Genomic DNA, 18,289 nt, shown 5'->3' with positions numbered 1-18,289 from the left:
CACAGTGGACCGAGTGCGGGCGGCGACGCCGCTGCGGGTCGGGTTCGCGCCGCGCGAGTTGAGCGCGGCGCAGGTGGAGGAGCTGGTCGCGGTCGCCCGGACCTGGGGGCCGCAGACCAGGGACGCGGTGGCGGTGGTCGACCTGCCGCTCGCGGAGTTCAAGGCCGCGTTCGGCGCGTGGGCGAGCGGCGCGGAGGCGGACGGCCCGGAGCGCACCAGCTGGCCGGTGGGGGCCACCAGCGCGCGGGACATCGCGTACGGCCTGTCGTGGCTGCCCGCGGGGACGCTGCACCGGGTCGAGCTGGACGACGCGGCCCGGGAGGAGCTGCGGGAGTCGTTGCGGGGCATGCTCGCGGCGCTCGACCGGTGATGGCCCGGTCGGGCGACGGATGCCGGGCCAGTCGATGCGTTCGTAGCGTTGCCGGTGGAAGCAACACCGATGAAGGAGAGCCTCATGAGCACCGGCACCGCATGGATCGAAGCGCACGCGCAGGACCTGAACGGCTGGGGGCCCGTCGTGGCCGCGGCCCGGAAGAGCCAGGTCGTGGCCCTGGGCGAGAACACTCGCGAGTCGGCCGAGATCGACCGGCACCGCGTCGAACTCGTCAAGACCCTGGTCGAGGACGCCGAGTATCGGGTGATCGTGATCCCCGACAGCGCCAACGTGGCCGAGCGGATGGACGACTACGCGCTCGGGCGGCGCTCTGACCTGCGCGAGGTGGTGCTGTCCGGGTGGCTGCCGAACCGGACCGAGGCCAACGCCGAAATGCTGAAGTGGGCGCGGGAGTTCAACGAGGCGCACCCCGACTCGCCGGTGCGCTTCGTCGGCAACGGCCCCAGGGAGACCGAGCCCGAGGACTACGACCGGGTCGTCGCGCTCGCGGAGCGCCTCGACCCCGCGGCGGTCGAGTCCCTCAGGGAGCGATACGACGTCGTCCGCACCGCGCACGACGTCAACGAGCACATCCAGACCCACCAGGGCATCCACCCCGGCCGGCCCTTCGTCCACCTCGCCGGTGAGGCGCTCGACCTGGTGCGGGCCCTGCCCGAGGGCGAGGGGAAGGCCGAGGCGGTCGCGCTCGCCGACGACATCCGCGGTTTCCACGCGAACTCGGTGGCCGCCATGCCCGACTTCGGGGAGATCGCCAAGGGGATCGCGGCGCGGATCATCGCCGCGCACGAGCGGACCGGGCAGAAGATCGTCTACTTCGACGGCTTCGCGCTCACCGGGATCTTGAGCGACGTGGAGGTCGCCGTCAATCCCGGGAAGCCGTTCGGCTCCGCGGGAAGGCTGCTGCGCGACCGGTTCGGGAGCGGGTACGTCTCGGTGCTCCTCGCGTTCGGCCACGGCGTGATCCGCGGCGGCGAGGTCGCCATCCCCGAGCCCGGCAACGGCTACGTCGAGAAGACCCTCCTGGACAGCGGCGCCGACGAGGTGCTGCTGCCTCTGGGCGACGGCTGGCCCGACGGCCCGGTCAAGCTGCGCATCATCGCCGGGGTCTACTCCCCCGACGAGGACGAGCAGCACGGCATCGACGTCCCGTCATTGAGGCAGGCCGCCGACTTCCTCGGCTTCGTGCGCACGATCACCGAGAGCCCGCAGCTCTGAGCGGGGCCCGGTCGCGGCCGGGCCCCGCTCTCAGACCGCGGTCCAGCGGCTGTCGTCGGCGGCGCTGGCCTCGACCGCCGCGAGGACGCGTTGGACCCCGAGTGCGTCCGCGAAGGACGGTGTGGGCTGCTCGCGATTCGCTATGGCCTCCACGAGGTCGACCACCTGGTGGGTGAAGACGTGCTCGTAGCCGAGGCCGTGGCCCACCGGCCACCAGTTGCCGGTGTAGGGGTGGTCGGCCTCGGTGACCTGGATGCGGCGGAAGCCCGCGTTGGGCTCCTCGGCCGCGTCGTAGAACCACAGCGAGTTCATGTCCTCGAAGTCGAACGCGAGCGCGGCTTTGGAGCCGTTGAGCTCCAGGCGCATCGCGTTCTTGCGGCCGGTGGCGAAGCGGGTCGCCTCGAACACGCCGACCGCGCCGCCCTCGAAGCGGGCGGTGAACAGCGCCGCGTCGTCCACCGTCACCGGGCCGCGCGGGCCGTCGGTGCCGCCGTGGCCGCCCAGGCCCACGAACTCGCCGCCGACCGGGCGCTCCTTGACGAAGGTCTCCAAGGTGGCCGAGACACCGATGACGTTCGCGCCCGAGATCCACTGCGCCGCGTCGATGATGTGCGCGCCGATGTCCCCGAGGGACCCCGAACCGGACTTCGACTTGTCCAGTCGCCAGGTCAGGGGCGCGTTCTCGTCGGTGAGCCAGTCCTGGAGGTACTGCGCCCTCACGTGGCGGATCTGCCCGAGCGCGCCGGACTCCACGATCCGCTTCGCGAGCGACAGCGCCGGGGTGCGGCGATAGCTGAAGCCGCACATGGCAAGCGTGCCTTGGGCTTTGGCGGCCTCGGCGGCGGCGGTCATGCGCTCGGCCTCCTCGACGGTGTTCGCCAGGGGCTTCTCGCAGAGCACGTGCTTGCCCGCTTCGAGGGCCGCGATCGCGATCTCGGCGTGGAGGTTCCCGGGGACGCAGATGTCGATGAGGTCGATGTCGTCGCGTTCGATCAGGCGGTGCCAGTCGGTCTCGGCCGACTCCCAGCCGAGCTTGTCGGCGGCGGCGGAGACGCGTTCGGCGTCGCGTCCGGCGATCGCGGCCATGCGCGGCGCGAGCGGCAGGTCGAAGAAGCGCGGCGCGGTGCGCCACGCGTGCGAATGGGCCGCGCCCATGAACGCGTAGCCGACCATGCCGACGCTGAGGGTCTGGGGTTCAGGCATTGCGGCTCCTCTGGTTCAGGGCATCGCGAACGGATGTCCACGCTTGCAGTACGGTTCGCACCTCGGCGCTTCGCTCGGCGGCGAGCACGGCGTCGTGGGAGCGGGCGAGCACGTCGTCGATCGCGACCCGGCGCCCGGTGGCCGCGCTCTGCGTCGCGGCCTCGACCATAGCGAGGCTCATGACGTTGGCGTGCACGCGCCCCATCGGTTCCCGGCCCCTGCGCAGGGCGATCGTGAACTCGCGCAGGGAACCGGCGATCTCCCGTCCGGGGTCGGGAGTGGAGTCGGCGGGCGCTTCGGGGTCGGTCCGCGGCGGGCCCTCGCCGTCCCACAGCACGGTCCCGAGTTCGGCCGAGACGCGCCACGAGCCGTTCCAGGAGGTCTCGAAGCCGGGGCTGCACCAGCTGCCATTGAAGGTGAAGCGCGCGCCGCCTTCCATGGCGAAGACGGCGGTCGCGGCCGCGTCACCGCGGTACCAGCTCCAGGGCGGGTTGTGCTCCTCGCAGGAGACCGAGACGGGGTCGGCGTCGAGGAGGAACCGGGCCGCGTCGAACTGGTGGATGGCCATGTCGAGCAGGAGGGGACTGGCCATCTCGTCGCGGAAGCCTCCGAAGCGGGGGGCCTTGAAGAAGTCGACGGCCGCGATCCCGACCGGGCCGAGGGTCTTGAGCCGCTGCTTGGCCTGGTGGAGTCCGTGGTTGTAGCGGCGGGACTGGCTGACCATGAACAGCTGCCCGGTGTGCTCGGCCGCGGCGGCGAGCGAGAGGCCTTCGGCCACGGTGGCGGCGACGGGCTTCTCCCCCAGGACCGGCAGGCCCGCGAACAGCGCGGCGGTCGTGACCGAATGGTGGGCTTGGGGAACGGTGGCGTTGACGATCGCGTGCGCGCCGGTAAGGCGGGCGAGTTCGACCGCGTCGTGGCTTCTCGGGAGGTCGGGCAGGCCGATCTCGGCGGCGGCCGCGGCGGCGGCTTCGGGCGAGAGGTCGGCGATCCCGGCGAGTTCGGTCGCGGGGTCTGCTTGGACGGCGCGGGTCCAGGCCCGGCCCATGCCGCCGGCGCCGACGACCACCAGGCGCAGCGGGCCTTCGGTGTCGATGCGGTGGAAGGTCATCGCTCGAACGCCCCCTGGTAGCCGTGGCCGTTGAAGAAGTCGTCGGTCTCGTAGCGCAGGAGGGTGGGGGTCTGCCTTTCGCGGTCGGGACGGGCCCATTCGATGCCGTTGGCGATCACGTGGTTCACGTCGGGGTGGTGGTAGACGGGGAAGTCCTGGTCGCCGGGGCTGAAGTAGAAGATCCGGCCGAAGCCGCGGCGGTAGGTCATCCCGGAGCGGAAGACCTCGCCGCCGGAGAAGCCGGAGATGAACACGAGTTCGTCGGGGGTGGGCACGTCGAAGTACTCGCCGTACATCTCCTGTTCGGGAATCACGATCGGGCTGGGGATGCCGCGGGCGATGGGGTGCTGCGGGTTGACCGTCCACACCAGTTCGCGGTCGTGTTTGCTGCGCCAGCGCAGGGTGCAGGTGGTGCCCATGAGCTTCACGAAGATCTTGGACCAGTGTCCCGAGTGGAGCACGATGAGGCCCATGCCCGCGAGGACGTGGCGGTGGACGCGTTCGACCACCTCGTCGGCGACCTCGCCGTGGGCGGCGTGGCCCCACCACACGAGCACGTCGGTCTCGGCGAGGACGTCGGCGGTGAGGCCGTGCTCGGGTTCGTCGAGGGTGTGCGTGGTGATCACGGCCTTGTCGCCGAGCCATGCCCCGGCCCCTTGGGCGATCGCCCCGTGCATGCCGTCGGGGTAGCGTTCGGCCACTTCGGGTTCGAGCTGTTCGTGGCGGTTCTCGCCCCAGACGACGACCCGGATCGGTGCGCTGGTCATGCGGTCTCCTTGTGTTGGTTCGGATTGTGAGCTTAAAATCTGGCCGGGGTCAGGCCCCGGTGCTGGAGCGGACGACGAGTTCCGGTGGGAGCACGAGGTGCTCGGGGGCCTCGGGCTGCTCGATCACGAGGCGGACGAGCGCGTCGGCGATCGTTCCGGAGGCCTGGCGGATCGAAGTGATGCCCACCGGGCCGAACGAGGTCAGCGGCGTGTCGTCGTAACCGGTCACGGCCACGTCCCGGCCGGGCACGAGGCCACGGGCCTGGAGCGCGATGACGACCCCGGCGGCGAGCTGGTCGGCGCGGCAGATGATCGCGGTGGGCGGGAAGGGGGCGTCGAGGAGCTCGGCACCGATGCGGACCCCGGAGGCGAGGTCGCCGCCGGAGTGCACGATGCGGTGCGCGGCGATCCCGAGGCGCTCGCACGCCTCGGTGTAGCCGCGCTCGCGTTCGATCATGGTGATGCTGGAGTGGTCGGCCCCCACGAACGCCAGCTCGGTGTGCCCGCGCTCGGCCACATGGTCGACAGCCAGCTCGATCCCAAGGGCCGCATCCCCCTCGACCCAGCTCCACGGGGTCGCGAACGCTTCGGCGGTGCGGCCGTAGGCGGCGAAGGGGATGCCGCGCTCATGCAGGGCGACCGGCCTAGGGTCCTCGGGCCCCACGTTCGCGATCACGAACCCGGCCACGGACTGTCCGAAGTAGAGGTCCTCGCAGGCGGTCAGGAGCGCTTCGGTGTCGAGTTCGGTGATGAGGCTGAGATTGCGGTCCTTGGCCTGGCAGGACACCGCGAGGTCGTGCACGAACACGTCCATGTACTGGTTCCCGCTCGCGTCAGGGGACGGCAGCACGTACCCGACCTGCCGAGGCTGCGCGAGCCGGAGGCTGCGTGCCACGAGGTTGTTCCGATACCGCAACTCCCCCATGGCGGCGAGCACCTTCGCTCGCGTCCCCTCGGCCACGACCTCCGGCCGGTTGATGACATTGGAAACGGTCATGACCGACACCCCGGCCCGAGCCGCGACATCGGCCATACTCGCCTTCCGCCCCACACCGCCTCCTTCGCCGCGAATTTTAAGCATAAACACGAGGCCTCGTCAATTCGTTCGAGTCGACTCGATGTCCCGATCAGTCACCGTCGACAGGCTGCATCAGCTCGCGATCGTGCTCTGCGATGGCGTGCTCGAAGTACCGGAGGGCTTCGGCCAGCGCCGGAGTGCCGTCGAGCCGCATCCCGAGTTCGACGCCGCCGGTCAATCCGTGGGCTGCGTCGAAGTTGGCGGAGAACAGCGCGCCGCGTTCACGGTCGGCGATGATCCCTTTTGCATGGTTGAGCGAACATGGGAACAGGTTCACGCCCGCTTCGGCCAACGCCGCGGCGTCATCGAGATGGTCCGGCCGGTCACGGCCACGCACCAACATCCGGACGTCGACTCCGCGGTCGACCGCCGTCCGCAAGGGTTCGAGCAGCAGGCTTGGATGGTCGGCGATCCCGTTGAGCGAAAACGTGGCGAGCAGGAGTTCGGACTCGGCGGCCGCGATCAGTTCATGTACGGCGGCGAGAATGCGATGGTCGCGACCGTGCGTCCAGATCAGTCCGTTCTCGCCCGGGTTCGGCGCTTCGAGCCGGCAGTGCGTGCGCGGTCCGCGCACGTCGGTGAGCACCCGGTCGCCGCTCAACGGCAGCTCCTGTTCGCAGTCCGCCCACAGGCGCGCGAAGAGCCGGGCTGCCCGCTCGGCCTCGGGGTGGTCGGTGAGGAGCACGCCGTTCTCGCCGGTGAGGTCCAGAGCCCTCGGGACGAGGTTGGCGCTGGAGACCAGCGCCGAGCGGTCGTCGACCACCACGAACTTGGCGTGGCAGCCGTTGTAGGTGCGCACGGCGATCCCGTTCTGGGTCAACGCCTCGAATTGCTTGCGTTCACGCATGCGCTCGGCCGGAGCGACCTCAGTGTCCTCTTCGTCGTATGCCTTCGCCAGGTCGCGTTCGTTCATCGCGGCGATGACGTAAACACCGCCTTGGAGCCGGTCGGCCGCGCGGTACAGCGTGTCGAGGAGTTCGGGGTCACCGACCATCCAGGTCGCCACGAAGACCTTGCGCTCAGCGCCGTCGATCAGGTCCATGAGGGCGGATCGGATGGTCGAGCCGCCGCCGCAGTATGTGAGCACGTGGCGGACCGATTCCTCGGCGGAAGCGCCGGTCGGCGTGAACGGGCTGCGGCCGGCGCCGTCGTGGATTTTCCGGTACGGACCGGGGTCAGTCGTAGTCGAAGTCAACTGGTGCTCGCAATGCGTAGACTCGCTGGAAATCTCGGCGGCGCCACAATTCGGCCTGCACCGCTTCGGGCGTGGGGGCAGGCTGGTGGTGCTCGGCCGCGAGGGTGATCGCCGCCTCGACGTCCTCGATGCCGAGGCGCTTGAGGTCGATCGCGCGCAAGGCTGAGACGGCCAGGTCGAGCGAGAACAGTGCGGCCGCCTGCTCGTCTCCCGGTTCGAACTCCACAGTGGTGGCGATCATCGCCTCCTCGTCCGCGACCGTGCGCCGCAGTGGGGTTGCCAGCCGAATCTCCTCGTCGATGAGCTTGAACGCCTGCTCGCCTGACACGTTGAGTACCCATCGTGCGCCGTCGCGTTGCGATCCGGTCGGCGCGAAACCCTGCGTCGTCAACTCCTCGATCATCGCGTCGAGCAGCGACTCCAAACGAGACCCGAGGGCGACCGCGCCTTCGATCCGGAACGGCTGCGGCTTCCTCGACTCGTCTAGGAGCCGCAGATCGAGCTCTCTGCCGTTCAGGCCTCCTTCGCAGCGATACACCGGGCACAGTTCGGGAGGCAGATCGGCGTCATCGTGCACGGCTTCGACGACCTCGCCCGGAAGGCCGATGACGCGACCTTCGGCGATCCGCTCGTCGAGGAACTCGGAGCGGGCCCTGCCCGCCGCGGACAGGTGCATCGGGGCCTTGCCCACGGGCTTGGCCCTCGGGAGCGACCGCCCGCGGTCGATGACGAACAGCTCGTCGGTTTCCGAGAGATAGCAGAGCCGGATGCGGTCACGGCGCAGCTCGTAGAGTTCCGCCTGTTCGAGCGCCTGCGCTGCGGCTTCGATCTCCAGGCTGAACCTCGGCTCGGTCTCCTCGCCGGCGACGAGCACCCCGACTCCTCGCAACCGGTGCAAGGTTCGAGCGGCCACCTCGTGCGGCAGCTCGGTGATCTCCACCAGGTCGACGGCCGTCAGCGTCTCAAGTTCCGCCGCGGCCTTGAGGACGAACCGTTCGAAGGGCGTCATCGCAGTGGCGACCTTCTTCACGACCGGCGCGGTCCAGGCGTACATCGGCAGCAGCATCGAGACGATCGCGATGCCCTCCGGCCCGCTCGCGCCGGTGCCGGACTCGTCCCACCCGTGTGCCAACTTCACCGCTGAAAGCCCCTGACCACACCGTAATCGGGGTCGGCACCGTTGAAGAGTCCGAACAGATGGCGGTAGAAGACCTCCGCTTCCGATACGCCGTTCAGCCGCTCCAGGGTGCGCCGGTTGCCGATGAGCATCAACGCCTGCCGGGCGCGGGTGCACGCGACATTCAGACGGCGAAGGTCCTGCAACCAGCGTCCGTACGTCGACCTCGGCGCCACTCCCGCGCGGCGGACGAAGCTGATGAGGATGAGATCCGCCTGTTGGCCCTGGATCGCGTCGATAGGCCCGATCACTTTGCGGCGCAGAACCTTCGGCCTGAATCCCTGCAGCTTCTGCTCGATGTGCTTCGCCTGTGCACTGTAGAACGAGAGCACGCTGAACGTCCGCTCCGGCGAGCCCGCCAGAGCCAGTTCACGGTCGTAAGTGCGCAGAGCCCACTTGACCGCGTCAGCTTCGAGTGGATTAATGAACCCGAATCCTTGGATCTCGTCGTTGCCGTGGCTTCGATGGCTGGTGGTGTCGACCAAGGTCACGGGGCTCTTGAACGTGTCGGTGGTCAGCGGTACGGGCTGCCTCCCATCGTCGGGGTCGAGATAGTCGCCTCGGTAGACGGGCTCACGGACGACCTTCGACAGGGCCGGTGCCATCCGGCGCTGTACGAGAAGTCTGGTCCGCAGACGGTCCTCGACCTGGGCCACCGCTCTGGCGAAGAAGCTCTGCACAAACTGCGTCTTCATGCCGCGGAGGAAGTCCGTCGTCTTGACCTTGGTGAGCCGGTCCCGGTACTCGGCCTCCCATGTGCCCGTGTCGAGCAGCGCCTGCGCCGCTTCCTGGACCTCCTCCACACGGATCTGCCGAAGCTCCTCGTCGTCGTCGTCCCAGGTTCCGCTGAGGCTTTCCACCGCGGCTTCGAGCGTGTCGAAGCCTTTGCGCCCCAATCGTTTGATCGCCGCGAGCGCGTGCAGGTGCTGTTCATCGTCGCGGTCGACGTGCGGCGGCAGCTGGCACTCGTCTCCCACCAGGACCCAGCGTCGACTTCGGAGCGCTCCGATAAGGAACTCGCTGTCGGTGACACGGCTGGATTCGTCGAGGATGAGGGTGTCGAAGTCGAGCGCCGCGACCGGATCGCTGCCGCTGCCGACGATCCCTGCAGTCGTGGCGCAAACGAGATTAGTGCCGCGGACGAAGGCGTCGCGCACGTTCTCCGCAACCCCGTCCGGGCCGACTTCGGCAAGCATCTGCTCCCAGTCTGCTCGAAGGCGCTGGTAGGCGCGGAGCCGATCGCGTTCGTCCGTGTGTGCTTCGATGCGCTCGCGGAGTGCGTCGCCGGTCGGCGGAGTCCCGCCGGCGCGTTCCATCAGCACTCGCTCCGCTATGGACACCTGTTTCCTCGCATCGGCGATAACCCCGGCGCATTCGTCGAACTCGGCCGTGAAGGCGGTTCGCTCGGCCTTCAGCGTCGCAACGATCTCGTGCAGCGCGGCTCCGGCACGGACCTGGGCTTCGACGGACTGCGCCGCGTACGCATGCGCCTCTGAGGCGGCCCGGGTCAGCTGCGAGCGCCGGCGCACGAGCGGCTCGAAGTTCCAGTGTTCCTTCGGCATCCGCGGTCCGGTCGGCGCGTTGCCGAGGAGCGCTTCGAGTTGGGTCTCGATGCGGCGGCAATGGTGGCTCCACAAGCTCCAGTACCGGTCGAGGACCGGTGGGCGTCCTTGCTCCTCGCCGCCGAGTTCCCGCAGTCGATCGGCGAGTTCCTTCGACAGGGAATGGAACTGGGCCTTTGCGTTCGCCATCTGCCGCATCCGGTCGGTCTGGCGTTCCCGCAATCCCGCGGCCTCGGTTCGGGTTTCGTGCAGTTCCACCGAGGCGGTCATGGCGTGCCGGTCTTCGAACCGGAACGCCGCGAGTTGCGCGTCCAGATCGCGAATGACGTTCTCGGCGCGTCGAATCTTGCGATCCCGAAGCACCGCGCGGATGCGGCCGACGCGTTGGTTCCGCAGTGCGGTGAGGCGGGTCAGATAGTCGGTCCGCCAGGCGGTCACCCGCTCCCAGCGTTCCTCGGAGAGTCGCCAATGGGCGTCGAGGCGCGCCGTTTCATGTCCGACGCGTTCGTCCAATTCGTGGAGCAGCGTCTGTTCGCGTTGTTCTGCTGCCTGTAGTCGGTCCAACGTCGACACCTGTTGCCGCAATGGGTCGAGCACGGCTCGCACCGTCCGAATCTGGTCCTGCAGGGTCGCATCGAATTGCGTGAGCAGGTCGTCTGCGGCGGCGGCCTCGCTCACGGCAGTCGCGGCCGTCCGCTCGGTGCGCTCCGACGCAGCGCGTATGACGCTGATCTCGGATTCCCTTGCGTCGATGCTCCGGGCGGCGTCGTCTCTGATGCGTTCCAACCGCGCTTCGGCTTCGCGTAGGTCCGTTCGCGCTTCCTGTCCGTCCCGGATCGCCGCCGCGATCTCCTGCAAGTTCTCGATCGCCTGGGTGGCCTGCGTTTCTCGTGCCGTCCACGAAGCGCGGCGTCCGCCTTCGGTGCGGGACAGTCGTCGGGTGAGGTCGTGGCCGATGCGGTCGAACAGGTAGGGATGCAGGTCGGGATCGACCCGGTCTTCTCGCCAGGTGACCCGAAGCGCGTGCACGCCGGGTTTGTCGCCGACTCGGCTGAGGACCTCGTCGACGGCCGCGTTGCTCGGGGCGAGTAGGAGAACGCGTTCTCCGATGCGGTGCAACTGCCTGACGAGTTCGCTGATGACGGCGGTCTTTCCGGTTCCCGGCGGCCCCTGGATGAAGTAGGCGTGGGGGCTCACGACCGCTCCGGTGACCGCTGCTCGCTGGTGGGCGTCCAGGCGGTCGCCGTCGGAGTCGCAGTAGAACATCGCCGGTTCGGGCGCGGACCTCCTGGCTCGGAGGCTTCCCGGTCGGGACAGCAACGCCGCCAGGTCGTCCCAGTGTCCTGCGCATTCGCGAGCGAGCAGTCGCTGAACGGATTCACGGTTCGCCTGGTACGGGTACCGAAGGTGCTCCTCGACTTCGACGGCGGTGCCGTTCGGCCAGGGCATGTTGGTGTCGGGTTCGAGCAGGATCGTGTCGCCGGCAACTTCCGCGACGCGGGCGCGGACGCTCTTCCCTCCTCCGGCGCGAATCCACAACGTCTCCAGTTTGGGGATGTCGCGATCGCCAGGGCAGACGATGCCCAGCTCGGGTTCGGTGGTCAACCGGCCTTGCGACTTCCAGCGTTCCTTCCCATCCCAGTGGCTTTTGAGCAGCCCGAACTGCGTCCACAGCAGTCGGTAGGCGACCTCGGTTCGACGTTCCAGGTCGCTTTGGCGCTGCAGGTGCCGGACCGGTTGCGGATCGGTGAGCCTGGCCCGGACGTTCTGCGCGTTGTTGAACTCCCTCGCGATGGCCTTGAGGTTGCAGAACACCTCTTCTTTGACCGACACGAACCGCACGGAGGGACGCATGCGGCTCTTCGGAGGCACGCCGTCGTACAGGTCGATGCGCTGGACCTTGGCCAGGGCGCGGCCGGTACGCGTCCCGGAGTCGAACTGCAGCACGATCTTGTACTTGTCGCCCCCGAGCAGGTACCGGTCTCGGCCCTTGTACGTCGAGATCCACGCTCCTGCTTCGAGATCGGCAACGACCGCCGTTTCAGTGCAGTCTGGGTAGTCCCAGCGTTCGCGGTAGTACAGGCTCAACGCGATCTCCGGGCGCAGCTGCGCCGCCGCGCGACGGGCCGTTTCCTCCACCCAGCCCGCAGGTAGCGAGATCGAGTCGGTCACAGGCCGTCCACGAATCGGAGTTCGGCAACGAGGTCGTCTACGTTCTCTCCCTCGTGCGCCAGGTTCCAGTACTGCTGGAGGCCTCGGAGGGCGAAGTTCTCCAGCTTCTCGCAGAGCTCTTTGGAGACGGGCTTGGTCCCGTGAGCGAGAATGGATTGGTTCCGTGAGGAGCTGAGCGAACGAAGGTGGCTCAGTGCCGAGGGCGAGTTCAGGCCGAACCGCCGGATGAACGGATCGCCGATGACTTGCAGCAGCATGGCCGCGCTCATCATGCCGACGTCCAACGGCAGTGATTCAGGTCGCGTGCCGTACACCTGCTCGCACAGGGCCGCGAACTTCTCGAAGAATCGCTGGTGGTCCTCGTCGAGGATCGACCAGTCTGGCGCGGAGCAGGAAAAGCCCTTGTCCGAGAGCCGCTTCGCGAAGAGCGCCTCCAGTGTGCGGTAGTACAGGAGCGCGGCGAACTCTCTGCGGTCGTGCTCCTCGTAGTTCTTGCCGAGCAGATAGAAGTTCAGCAGGAGGGCTTCGCCCTCGGCATCCTCCCCCAGTTGGTCGAGGAAGTCCAGTTGGCGATGGATCCGCTTCTTCAGGTCCAGATCGCATTGATAGGCGCCGTCGTCGAGCCGGCGCCGCATCTCGGGCACGGCCAGTTGCAGCCGTGACTGATCGAGATCACTCCAGGCCGCGTACAGGGCCGAAAGACTCTGCCCGAACCTCGCTCGGGCAGGAATGGGGGCGGATTCGGCGATCGCGTCAAAGCTGCGTTCGGCGGCGGCGAAATTGCCGTGGGCGAGTTCGAGCATCGCCGAGCTCATCTGTTTGTCGCCGAACAGTTTCGTGGGATTTCGAATGAACTCGAGCCGCTCTGTTCCCGGCTCGGCTTGCCGAAGCAGTGAATCATACTCTCCGTCTACATAGCACATCTCGGAGTCGAGTTGTGCTGCGGCCAAAGCGGCTCCGGCCGACATGGACTTCTTGCCACCGGTGATGTCGATGACGACACGTGGCCGCTTCGCGTTGTTGAAGCGTTTGAACTGATCCACCTCGTCCTGGATGTACCGGTATATCTGCACGGGATCGAGCGGATCGACTCGACGTGTGTCGATATGGGATTCAGGCAGATCCACGTGTCGTTTGATTACATTGAGGCCGCTTCGCGCCGTATGGGAGACCAGCACTAGAAGTTCCTTGGGGCGCAGAAAGGCAGCCGCGCACACCGTGGTCTCCGGAGAGAATCCGGAGAGGCTGACCAGGAGGTCCACGGGTTCGAGCGGGCTCTCCGCAACCATTTCTCGAATACGGTGGACCGATTCGGGCAGGAGCACTTCGTGTCGGTACAGCCGAGCCTGTTCGGCGGGCGGGCCTTCGGCGTACTGCTCCTCGCCGCGGAGGATGCGATGGAGACGATTGCGCTTGGCTGTCATGGGGTCTGACATCCGGACACATTAGCCCGGGTCGCCGAATATCGGAAGCACAGGTTCTACCGCAAGTGGAGAACTGTCGGATACCCGACTCAAATCACGGTTCCCCAGGAGAACCTGAATTACGCTAGCGTTGACGGATGGCAAGCGATGAGTCACACAACGCGTCATCTTCACCAGGAGACTCCGTCTCATTGCGTCTGGTGGAAGCGGCTGCCGCTCCCACCGACCGACCGGTCAAGATCACCGTTCGGAAGTTGTTGGAATGGTGGGGCGAATCCAGGCGCACCGCCGAGGCGATCGAGCGTATTCAGGGCGATCTCACCAAAGCCGGGCTCACCACCGAACCGCTGTTCACCAAGGTGTGGATCGACCACTTGGTCGCTCTGGTTCCTCAGGCTCCACACATCAAGGCCCCCGTCGACGACAGGCGCGATGTGACCCTCCGGATCGGACATCTCGCCTCCGCCAACCGGAAACCCGAGACCGCCCGATTGAACGAGCCGCTCATGGACGCCATCACGCGAATGGGAGCGAATCGGCACTCGCAACTCGCCGTGCTCGGCGAGAACGGCAGCGTGGAAGGCGCGTTGAGCGAAGGCGGCATCATGCGCGCATTCGCCCGCGGCCCGGCGGAGACGGTGGCCGACGCGACGGAATCGGCCCGACTCGTCCGCGGCGAAGAGCACGTGCTCGAGCTCCTCGACGTCGTGGAGAGGAACGGCTTCGTCATCGTCGTCGACCGCGAGGCGCAGCCGGTCGGCCTGGTCACCGCCGCGGAACTCCTCGCGGAGTTCGTGACCCGCCACCGTCCGATCCTCACCGTGGCCTCCATCGAACTGCACATCAGGCAACGGGTGTCCACTCGCGTCGATCCGAATGAGATAGCGAAGTTCCGCCCCAGATGGGCCCGTGGGGATCCGAGTGTCTTCCCGACGCTCGGTCAATACCCGGATCTCCTCGCGAAGGCGCCGAACTGGGACGCCCTCGACTGGCGCATCGACAAAACGTACTTCCTGAACACGCTTCGCAAGGTCGCCCGTATCCGGAACGACCTCGCGCATTTCGAAGCCGACCCGCTGACCGAATCCCAACTCCAGCTAATCGACTCGTTCCTGACCGTTCTGCTCGACCTCACGCAGAAGTAGACCGTCTCACCCCTTGGAGGAGAAGCCATGCCCCAGCTCACCCAGCGCGAACGATTGATCATCCTTGCTTTGATGGTGCACCAGCCGCCGGAGGAGGTCACCAACAGCGCGCTCGCCGAGTCGTACGGTTTCAAGGTCAGTAAGGAAGAGCGGGAGAATCTGGTCAAAGCTGGGTTCGTCACTGCGTATCGAGCCCACGGAGGCCACCGCCCGTACGTTCACGAGCTCACTTCGGAAGGGCGCGAGCGCGCAGTGGCGGAGCTCGCGGGCGAAGCCGACTCGAAGTCGGCGGTGAACCTCCGTGTGGTCTACGCGATCTTCAACGCCTTGCATGAGTTCTTGCGGCGCAACTTCCTCTCAGCGGAGACTGTCTTCAGTCCCGAATACCTGACCGGCGGCGGCACCGATGGACTGGATGAGGTCATCACCGAAACCGTACAGCGGCAGTACGAGGGCTTGGTGGACGACGACTCGGGGTGGGTGCCGCTGCGGTCGCTCCGTGAAGCGACTCCCGAGGTGAAAAGGGATGTGCTGGACGAGACTTTGCGGGAGATGTTCACCCGTCGCATCATCCGGCTGTCCTCCGAAACGAACCGACGGCGCATCACTGAAGCCGACGACGAAGCGGCCCTCCCCGTATCGGGCGAGAAGATGCACTGGCTGAGGATGGCATGACCATTCCCGCAAAGACGCGTCGCGCACTCGAAGCACTTGACCAACTGGTGTTCACGGTCCTCTTCACCGATGTCTGGCGCGATACCGATGTGAACGTCGCAATGCACAACTCGGAGGCGTTGCGGCTGCTCAAGCAAAGTCTCAAAGAGGCCTACGAGTCCCAACGCAGACGGGCTCGCGGATTGATCTTCGCCGGCCCGCCCGGGTCGGGAAAGACGCACCTCACCCGTGAAGGCCGAATGGAGCTGGAGCATATGAGCGGCACCTTCGTGCAGCTCGACGTGCAACTCGACGAAGACGTGACCAAGTCGGCGGTGCTGTCGTTCGCCCACGCCCTGACCACCAGCCATCGCGGCGGTCACAACACGCAGATCCAGAATCTTCTCGCACGACTCGTCGCGCTGGCCCTTCCCACTGGCGACGAATCCGCGATGCTGATCATGGACGGTGAGCCGACCTTCGAAGCGGTGGGAGCCTTCGTGGCGGGAGCGAGCAAGAGGTTCGGTTCGTTGAACCGCGATGAGCGCGAAGTGCTTCGAGTGCTCTGTCTCCAGGCCACCGGCATCCCGGAGTACACGGATCTCGCCGAGGACTGGTTCGCGTGCAAGCCCGAGCGTGTCGAAGGTGATCGCGCGCGATGGGGTATTCGTGAGGAGATCCCGCAGCCCCGCCGAGTGCTGTTCGCGCTCAGCAATATCGCCTCGCTCGTCGGACCGGTGCTCATGAGCGTCGACCAGATCGATGAGATGGTCCAATCCGCCGATGCGGATATCACCGGCAGTTCATCGGCGGGCGACCTGGATCGGGAGTTGGGCGAGCTTTCCGCCAAGCTCATGGACTATATCGAGAACACCCATCGGACCGTCCTGGTCGTCTCTTGTCTCGAAGGGTCCTGGAGCCGACTTCAGAAAGCAAGCCTCGCTTCAGTCGAGGGCCGATTCTGGTCCCCTCAGCCGTTGTCGTCGCACCCGAGTCGGGCCGCAGCAGCATCCATCGTGGCCAGTCATGTCGCAGAAGCCCTCCGCGACGTTGACTTCAAGGTCCCTTGGGATACATGGCCTGTCAAAAAGGAGGCGTTCCAAGACCTGAACCGTACACCTCGCGAGATTATCCGGGGTATTCAAGAGCATGCCCGGAAGTGCATACACCGCAACGAGTTCGTGCCACTGACATCGTTTCCCGCCCTCGACTCCCCCGAGGTAGAGTCCAGTGTGGATTCGCTCACCGCGGACTTCGAGCGGCTGTTGTCGGTCGTGGACGTGTCCGCAGCGGTCGATCCCGAACAGGAAGGTCAAGAACTGCCTCCACTGCTGGAAGCGGGCATCGGCGCCTACGCGATCGAAAACTCCAGCGAGCTCACGGTGCGTCCTGCGGCGACGAAGCAGAGCAAGCAGGGGATCCACGTGACCGCGTGGGAGGGAAACCGCCGCTGGTGCATTCGCGGTGTCGCGCTCGATCACGGTCCGGGATTCAAGGCCCGGCTCAACTGGCTGATCGACCAGTCGAAGTCGCTGTCGAACCCGGACATCACCGCGGTCGCGCTCCAGACCACCGAGTGGAACCTGTCCGCCACGAACAAGGAGAACCTGGTCGAACGGCAGAAGTCCGGGCTCAAGGTCTACCGGGCCGACATGCAGGACCTCAAAATCTGCGCCGCTCTGGTGGCGTTCAAGGCGAAGCACCCAGTCGCGTACGCCACTTGGCTGAAGGCCAACCGCCCCATGAGCGGGACGCGGCTGATCCGCAACATCTTCGAAGAACAGGGAGGCGAGCCTCCCCCACCGGGGTCGGAAGCACCGACCTCAACGTCGATCCTCCTGGGTCGCTTCACGAACGGCGACCCGGCGCTGATAGAACTCGAACGCCTACGCAAGCATGTGGCGCTCTTCGCAGGCTCGGGTTCGGGGAAGACCGTGGTACTGCGGCGACTGATAGAGGAATGCGCGCTGCAAGGGGTGTCGTCGATCGTGCTCGACCCGAACAACGATCTCGCGAGACTGGGGCAGCCGTGGCCGCGCCGCCCCGGATCGTGGAGCGACCAGGACGATGAACGGGCCTCGGCCTACTTCGAAGGCACTGAGGTCGTGATCTGGACACCTCGAGTCCTCAAGGGTAGGCCGGTGTCGTTCCAGCCGCTGCCCGACTTCGGGTCGGTCGTCGAGGACGTGGACGAGTTCGACAAGGCGCTCGACAGCGCGGTCTCCTCCCTCGCTCCCCGGGCCAAGATCACCGGCGACACCGCCAAGCACGAGGAGGGGAGGGCAGTCATCAGGGCCGCGCTCCGGCACTACGCCCAGCATGGAGGCAAGGGTCTCGACGGATTCCTGCAACTGTTGTCCGAGCTCCCTGCCGACATCGTGAACCTGTCGAAGGCCTCGGAGACCGCCCACAAGCTCTCAGAGACACTTCGCGCTTCGCAGATCAACGACCCACTCTTCGGGGGCGACGGATCGCCGCTCAACCCTGGAGAGTTGTTCCGTCCGGTCAAAGGCAAGCGGGCGCGAATCTCGGTGGTGAGCTTCATCGGACTGCCCGATCCCGTGCAGCGTCAGAGCTTCGTGAACCAGCTCCAGATGGCGTTGTTCGCGTGGATCAAGCAGTACCCCGCGGGCGACCGGCCCCTCGGCGGGCTGCTCGTGATGGACGAGGCGCAGACGTTCGCACCTTCAGGTGCGATGACGCCCTGCACCGGAAGCACACTGGCGCTCGCTTCGCAGGCGCGGAAGTACGGTCTCGGGCTCGTTTTCGCAACACAGGCGCCGCGTGGCGTCCACAATCAGGTCGTCGGCAACTGCTCGACACAGATGGTGGGATTCCTGAGCCATTCGACGCAGATCGCGGCGGTGAAGGAGATGGCTGACGCGAGACAGGCGGGACGCATGGAGTTGAGCGGTCTGGCCGCCGGACAGTTCTACCTTCGTTCCGAAGGAGCGCCCCACCAGCTGATCACGACTCCCATGTGCCTCAGCAACCACCCGAAAAGCGCCCTGACTCCGGAGGAGATCGTCGAGCTCGCTCGCGCCGGCGAATGAGGGGTGCGGTGCAGCACTGGACATGCGGGTCGATGTCGGGAGCGCTCCCTTATTCATAGGCTGTGCCTATATGTCGGAAAGGGGATGCATGTTGGACCTTGTCGGATTCGGGTGAGACAGTGATCACACTCAATACCTC

14 protein-coding genes are annotated in these 18,289 nt (G+C 66.7%); 5 read left to right on the top strand and 9 right to left on the bottom strand.

All coding sequences use genetic code 11. The features are described 5' to 3' along the window. Nucleotides 1–13 precede the first annotated feature (13 nt). The gene (locus tag AB0B28_RS00430; RefSeq protein WP_360114021.1) at nucleotides 14–370 is read left to right on the top strand and encodes a hypothetical protein; all 357 of its coding nucleotides are present in this window, start codon (nucleotides 14–16) and stop codon (nucleotides 368–370) included. An 84-nt stretch (nucleotides 371–454) separates the two neighbouring features. Beyond that, entirely contained in the window at nucleotides 455–1,609 is a 1,155-nt protein-coding gene (locus AB0B28_RS00425) for an erythromycin esterase family protein (protein ID WP_360114018.1), read from the top strand. 30 nt (nucleotides 1,610–1,639) lie between these two features. Here the strand turns inward: AB0B28_RS00425 and AB0B28_RS00420 are convergent, their stop codons facing one another. From AB0B28_RS00420 to AB0B28_RS00380, 9 genes are all read right to left on the bottom strand, one after another. Next, nucleotides 1,640–2,812 carry a Gfo/Idh/MocA family oxidoreductase gene (locus tag AB0B28_RS00420; protein ID WP_360114015.1) on the bottom strand — a complete coding sequence of 391 codons (1,173 nt, stop codon included), beginning with the start codon at nucleotides 2,810–2,812 and terminating at the stop codon, nucleotides 1,640–1,642. Next, a complete protein-coding gene (locus AB0B28_RS00415; protein WP_360114012.1) occupies nucleotides 2,805–3,923 on the bottom strand; it encodes a Gfo/Idh/MocA family oxidoreductase in 1,119 nt (372 codons plus the stop codon). Before AB0B28_RS00415 ends, AB0B28_RS00420 begins: the two co-directional genes overlap by 8 nt. Next, complete coding sequence (locus AB0B28_RS00410; RefSeq protein ID WP_360114009.1) at nucleotides 3,920–4,690, bottom strand: ThuA domain-containing protein; 771 nt, start codon at nucleotides 4,688–4,690, stop codon at nucleotides 3,920–3,922. Before AB0B28_RS00410 ends, AB0B28_RS00415 begins: the two co-directional genes overlap by 4 nt. Before the next feature lie 49 nt (nucleotides 4,691–4,739). After that, the gene (locus tag AB0B28_RS00405) at nucleotides 4,740–5,723 is read right to left on the bottom strand and encodes a LacI family DNA-binding transcriptional regulator (RefSeq protein ID WP_360114006.1); all 984 of its coding nucleotides are present in this window, start codon (nucleotides 5,721–5,723) and stop codon (nucleotides 4,740–4,742) included. Between the two features lie 94 nt (nucleotides 5,724–5,817). Beyond that, nucleotides 5,818–6,810 carry a phospholipase D-like domain-containing protein gene (locus tag AB0B28_RS00400; RefSeq protein ID WP_360114003.1) on the bottom strand — a complete coding sequence of 331 codons (993 nt, stop codon included), beginning with the start codon at nucleotides 6,808–6,810 and terminating at the stop codon, nucleotides 5,818–5,820. 133 nt (nucleotides 6,811–6,943) lie between these two features. Then, a complete protein-coding gene (locus tag AB0B28_RS00395) occupies nucleotides 6,944–8,101 on the bottom strand; it encodes a hypothetical protein (RefSeq protein ID WP_360114000.1) in 1,158 nt (385 codons plus the stop codon). Continuing rightward, nucleotides 8,098–11,874, bottom strand: a complete 3,777-nt coding sequence (locus tag AB0B28_RS00390; protein WP_360113997.1) for an AAA domain-containing protein — start codon at nucleotides 11,872–11,874, stop codon at nucleotides 8,098–8,100. Before AB0B28_RS00390 ends, AB0B28_RS00395 begins: the two co-directional genes overlap by 4 nt. Beyond that, entirely contained in the window at nucleotides 11,871–13,310 is a 1,440-nt protein-coding gene (locus tag AB0B28_RS00385; RefSeq protein ID WP_360113994.1) for a TIGR02710 family CRISPR-associated CARF protein, read from the bottom strand. The genes AB0B28_RS00390 and AB0B28_RS00385 overlap by 4 nt, the downstream gene beginning before the upstream one ends. Nucleotides 13,311–13,486: 176 nt before the next feature. Then, nucleotides 13,487–13,753, bottom strand: a complete 267-nt coding sequence (locus AB0B28_RS00380) for a hypothetical protein (RefSeq protein WP_360114846.1) — start codon at nucleotides 13,751–13,753, stop codon at nucleotides 13,487–13,489. On the opposite strand from AB0B28_RS00380, the gene AB0B28_RS00375 reads away from it, so the two are divergent. Genes AB0B28_RS00375 through AB0B28_RS00365 form a run of 3 tightly spaced genes read left to right on the top strand, consistent with a single transcriptional unit; the run spans nucleotide 13,658 to nucleotide 18,150 of the window. Further along, complete coding sequence (locus tag AB0B28_RS00375; protein ID WP_360114827.1) at nucleotides 13,658–14,443, top strand: CBS domain-containing protein; 786 nt, start codon at nucleotides 13,658–13,660, stop codon at nucleotides 14,441–14,443. The two genes, AB0B28_RS00380 and AB0B28_RS00375, sit on opposite strands and share 96 nt — an antisense overlap. Before the next feature lie 27 nt (nucleotides 14,444–14,470). Beyond that, nucleotides 14,471–15,118: a hypothetical protein gene (locus AB0B28_RS00370; RefSeq protein ID WP_360113991.1), complete on the top strand. Its 648-nt coding sequence runs from the start codon at nucleotides 14,471–14,473 to the stop codon at nucleotides 15,116–15,118. Continuing rightward, nucleotides 15,115–18,150 carry a DUF87 domain-containing protein gene (locus AB0B28_RS00365; RefSeq protein WP_360113988.1) on the top strand — a complete coding sequence of 1,012 codons (3,036 nt, stop codon included), beginning with the start codon at nucleotides 15,115–15,117 and terminating at the stop codon, nucleotides 18,148–18,150. The genes AB0B28_RS00370 and AB0B28_RS00365 overlap by 4 nt, the downstream gene beginning before the upstream one ends. Nucleotides 18,151–18,289: the final 139 nt, after the last annotated feature.

It is taken from the genome of Glycomyces sp. NPDC046736 (assembly GCF_040645615.1).
In the GTDB taxonomy this organism is placed as follows: domain Bacteria; phylum Actinomycetota; class Actinomycetes; order Mycobacteriales; family Micromonosporaceae; genus Glycomyces.
The sequence above is the reverse complement of the archived record's forward strand: the minus strand, read 5'-3'. Positions and strand labels throughout refer to the sequence as shown.

Excerpts from the sequence above, each read along its gene's own strand:
- AB0B28_RS00425 (WP_360114018.1), top strand. The coding sequence starts at position 455 with ATGAGCACCGGCACCGCATGGATCGAAGCGCACGCGCAGGACCTGAAC.
- AB0B28_RS00420 (WP_360114015.1), bottom strand. The coding sequence starts at position 2,812 with ATGCCTGAACCCCAGACCCTCAGCGTCGGCATGGTCGGCTACGCGTTC.
- AB0B28_RS00415 (WP_360114012.1), bottom strand. The coding sequence starts at position 3,923 with ATGACCTTCCACCGCATCGACACCGAAGGCCCGCTGCGCCTGGTGGTC.
- AB0B28_RS00410 (WP_360114009.1), bottom strand. The coding sequence starts at position 4,690 with ATGACCAGCGCACCGATCCGGGTCGTCGTCTGGGGCGAGAACCGCCAC.
- AB0B28_RS00405 (WP_360114006.1), bottom strand. The coding sequence starts at position 5,723 with ATGGCCGATGTCGCGGCTCGGGCCGGGGTGTCGGTCATGACCGTTTCC.
- AB0B28_RS00400 (WP_360114003.1), bottom strand. The coding sequence starts at position 6,810 with ATGGACCTGATCGACGGCGCTGAGCGCAAGGTCTTCGTGGCGACCTGG.
- AB0B28_RS00385 (WP_360113994.1), bottom strand. The coding sequence starts at position 13,310 with ATGTCAGACCCCATGACAGCCAAGCGCAATCGTCTCCATCGCATCCTC.
- AB0B28_RS00380 (WP_360114846.1), bottom strand. The coding sequence starts at position 13,753 with ATGTCCGATCCGGAGGGTCACATCGCGCCTGTCGTCGACGGGGGCCTT.
- AB0B28_RS00370 (WP_360113991.1), top strand. The coding sequence starts at position 14,471 with ATGCCCCAGCTCACCCAGCGCGAACGATTGATCATCCTTGCTTTGATG.
- AB0B28_RS00365 (WP_360113988.1), top strand. The coding sequence starts at position 15,115 with ATGACCATTCCCGCAAAGACGCGTCGCGCACTCGAAGCACTTGACCAA.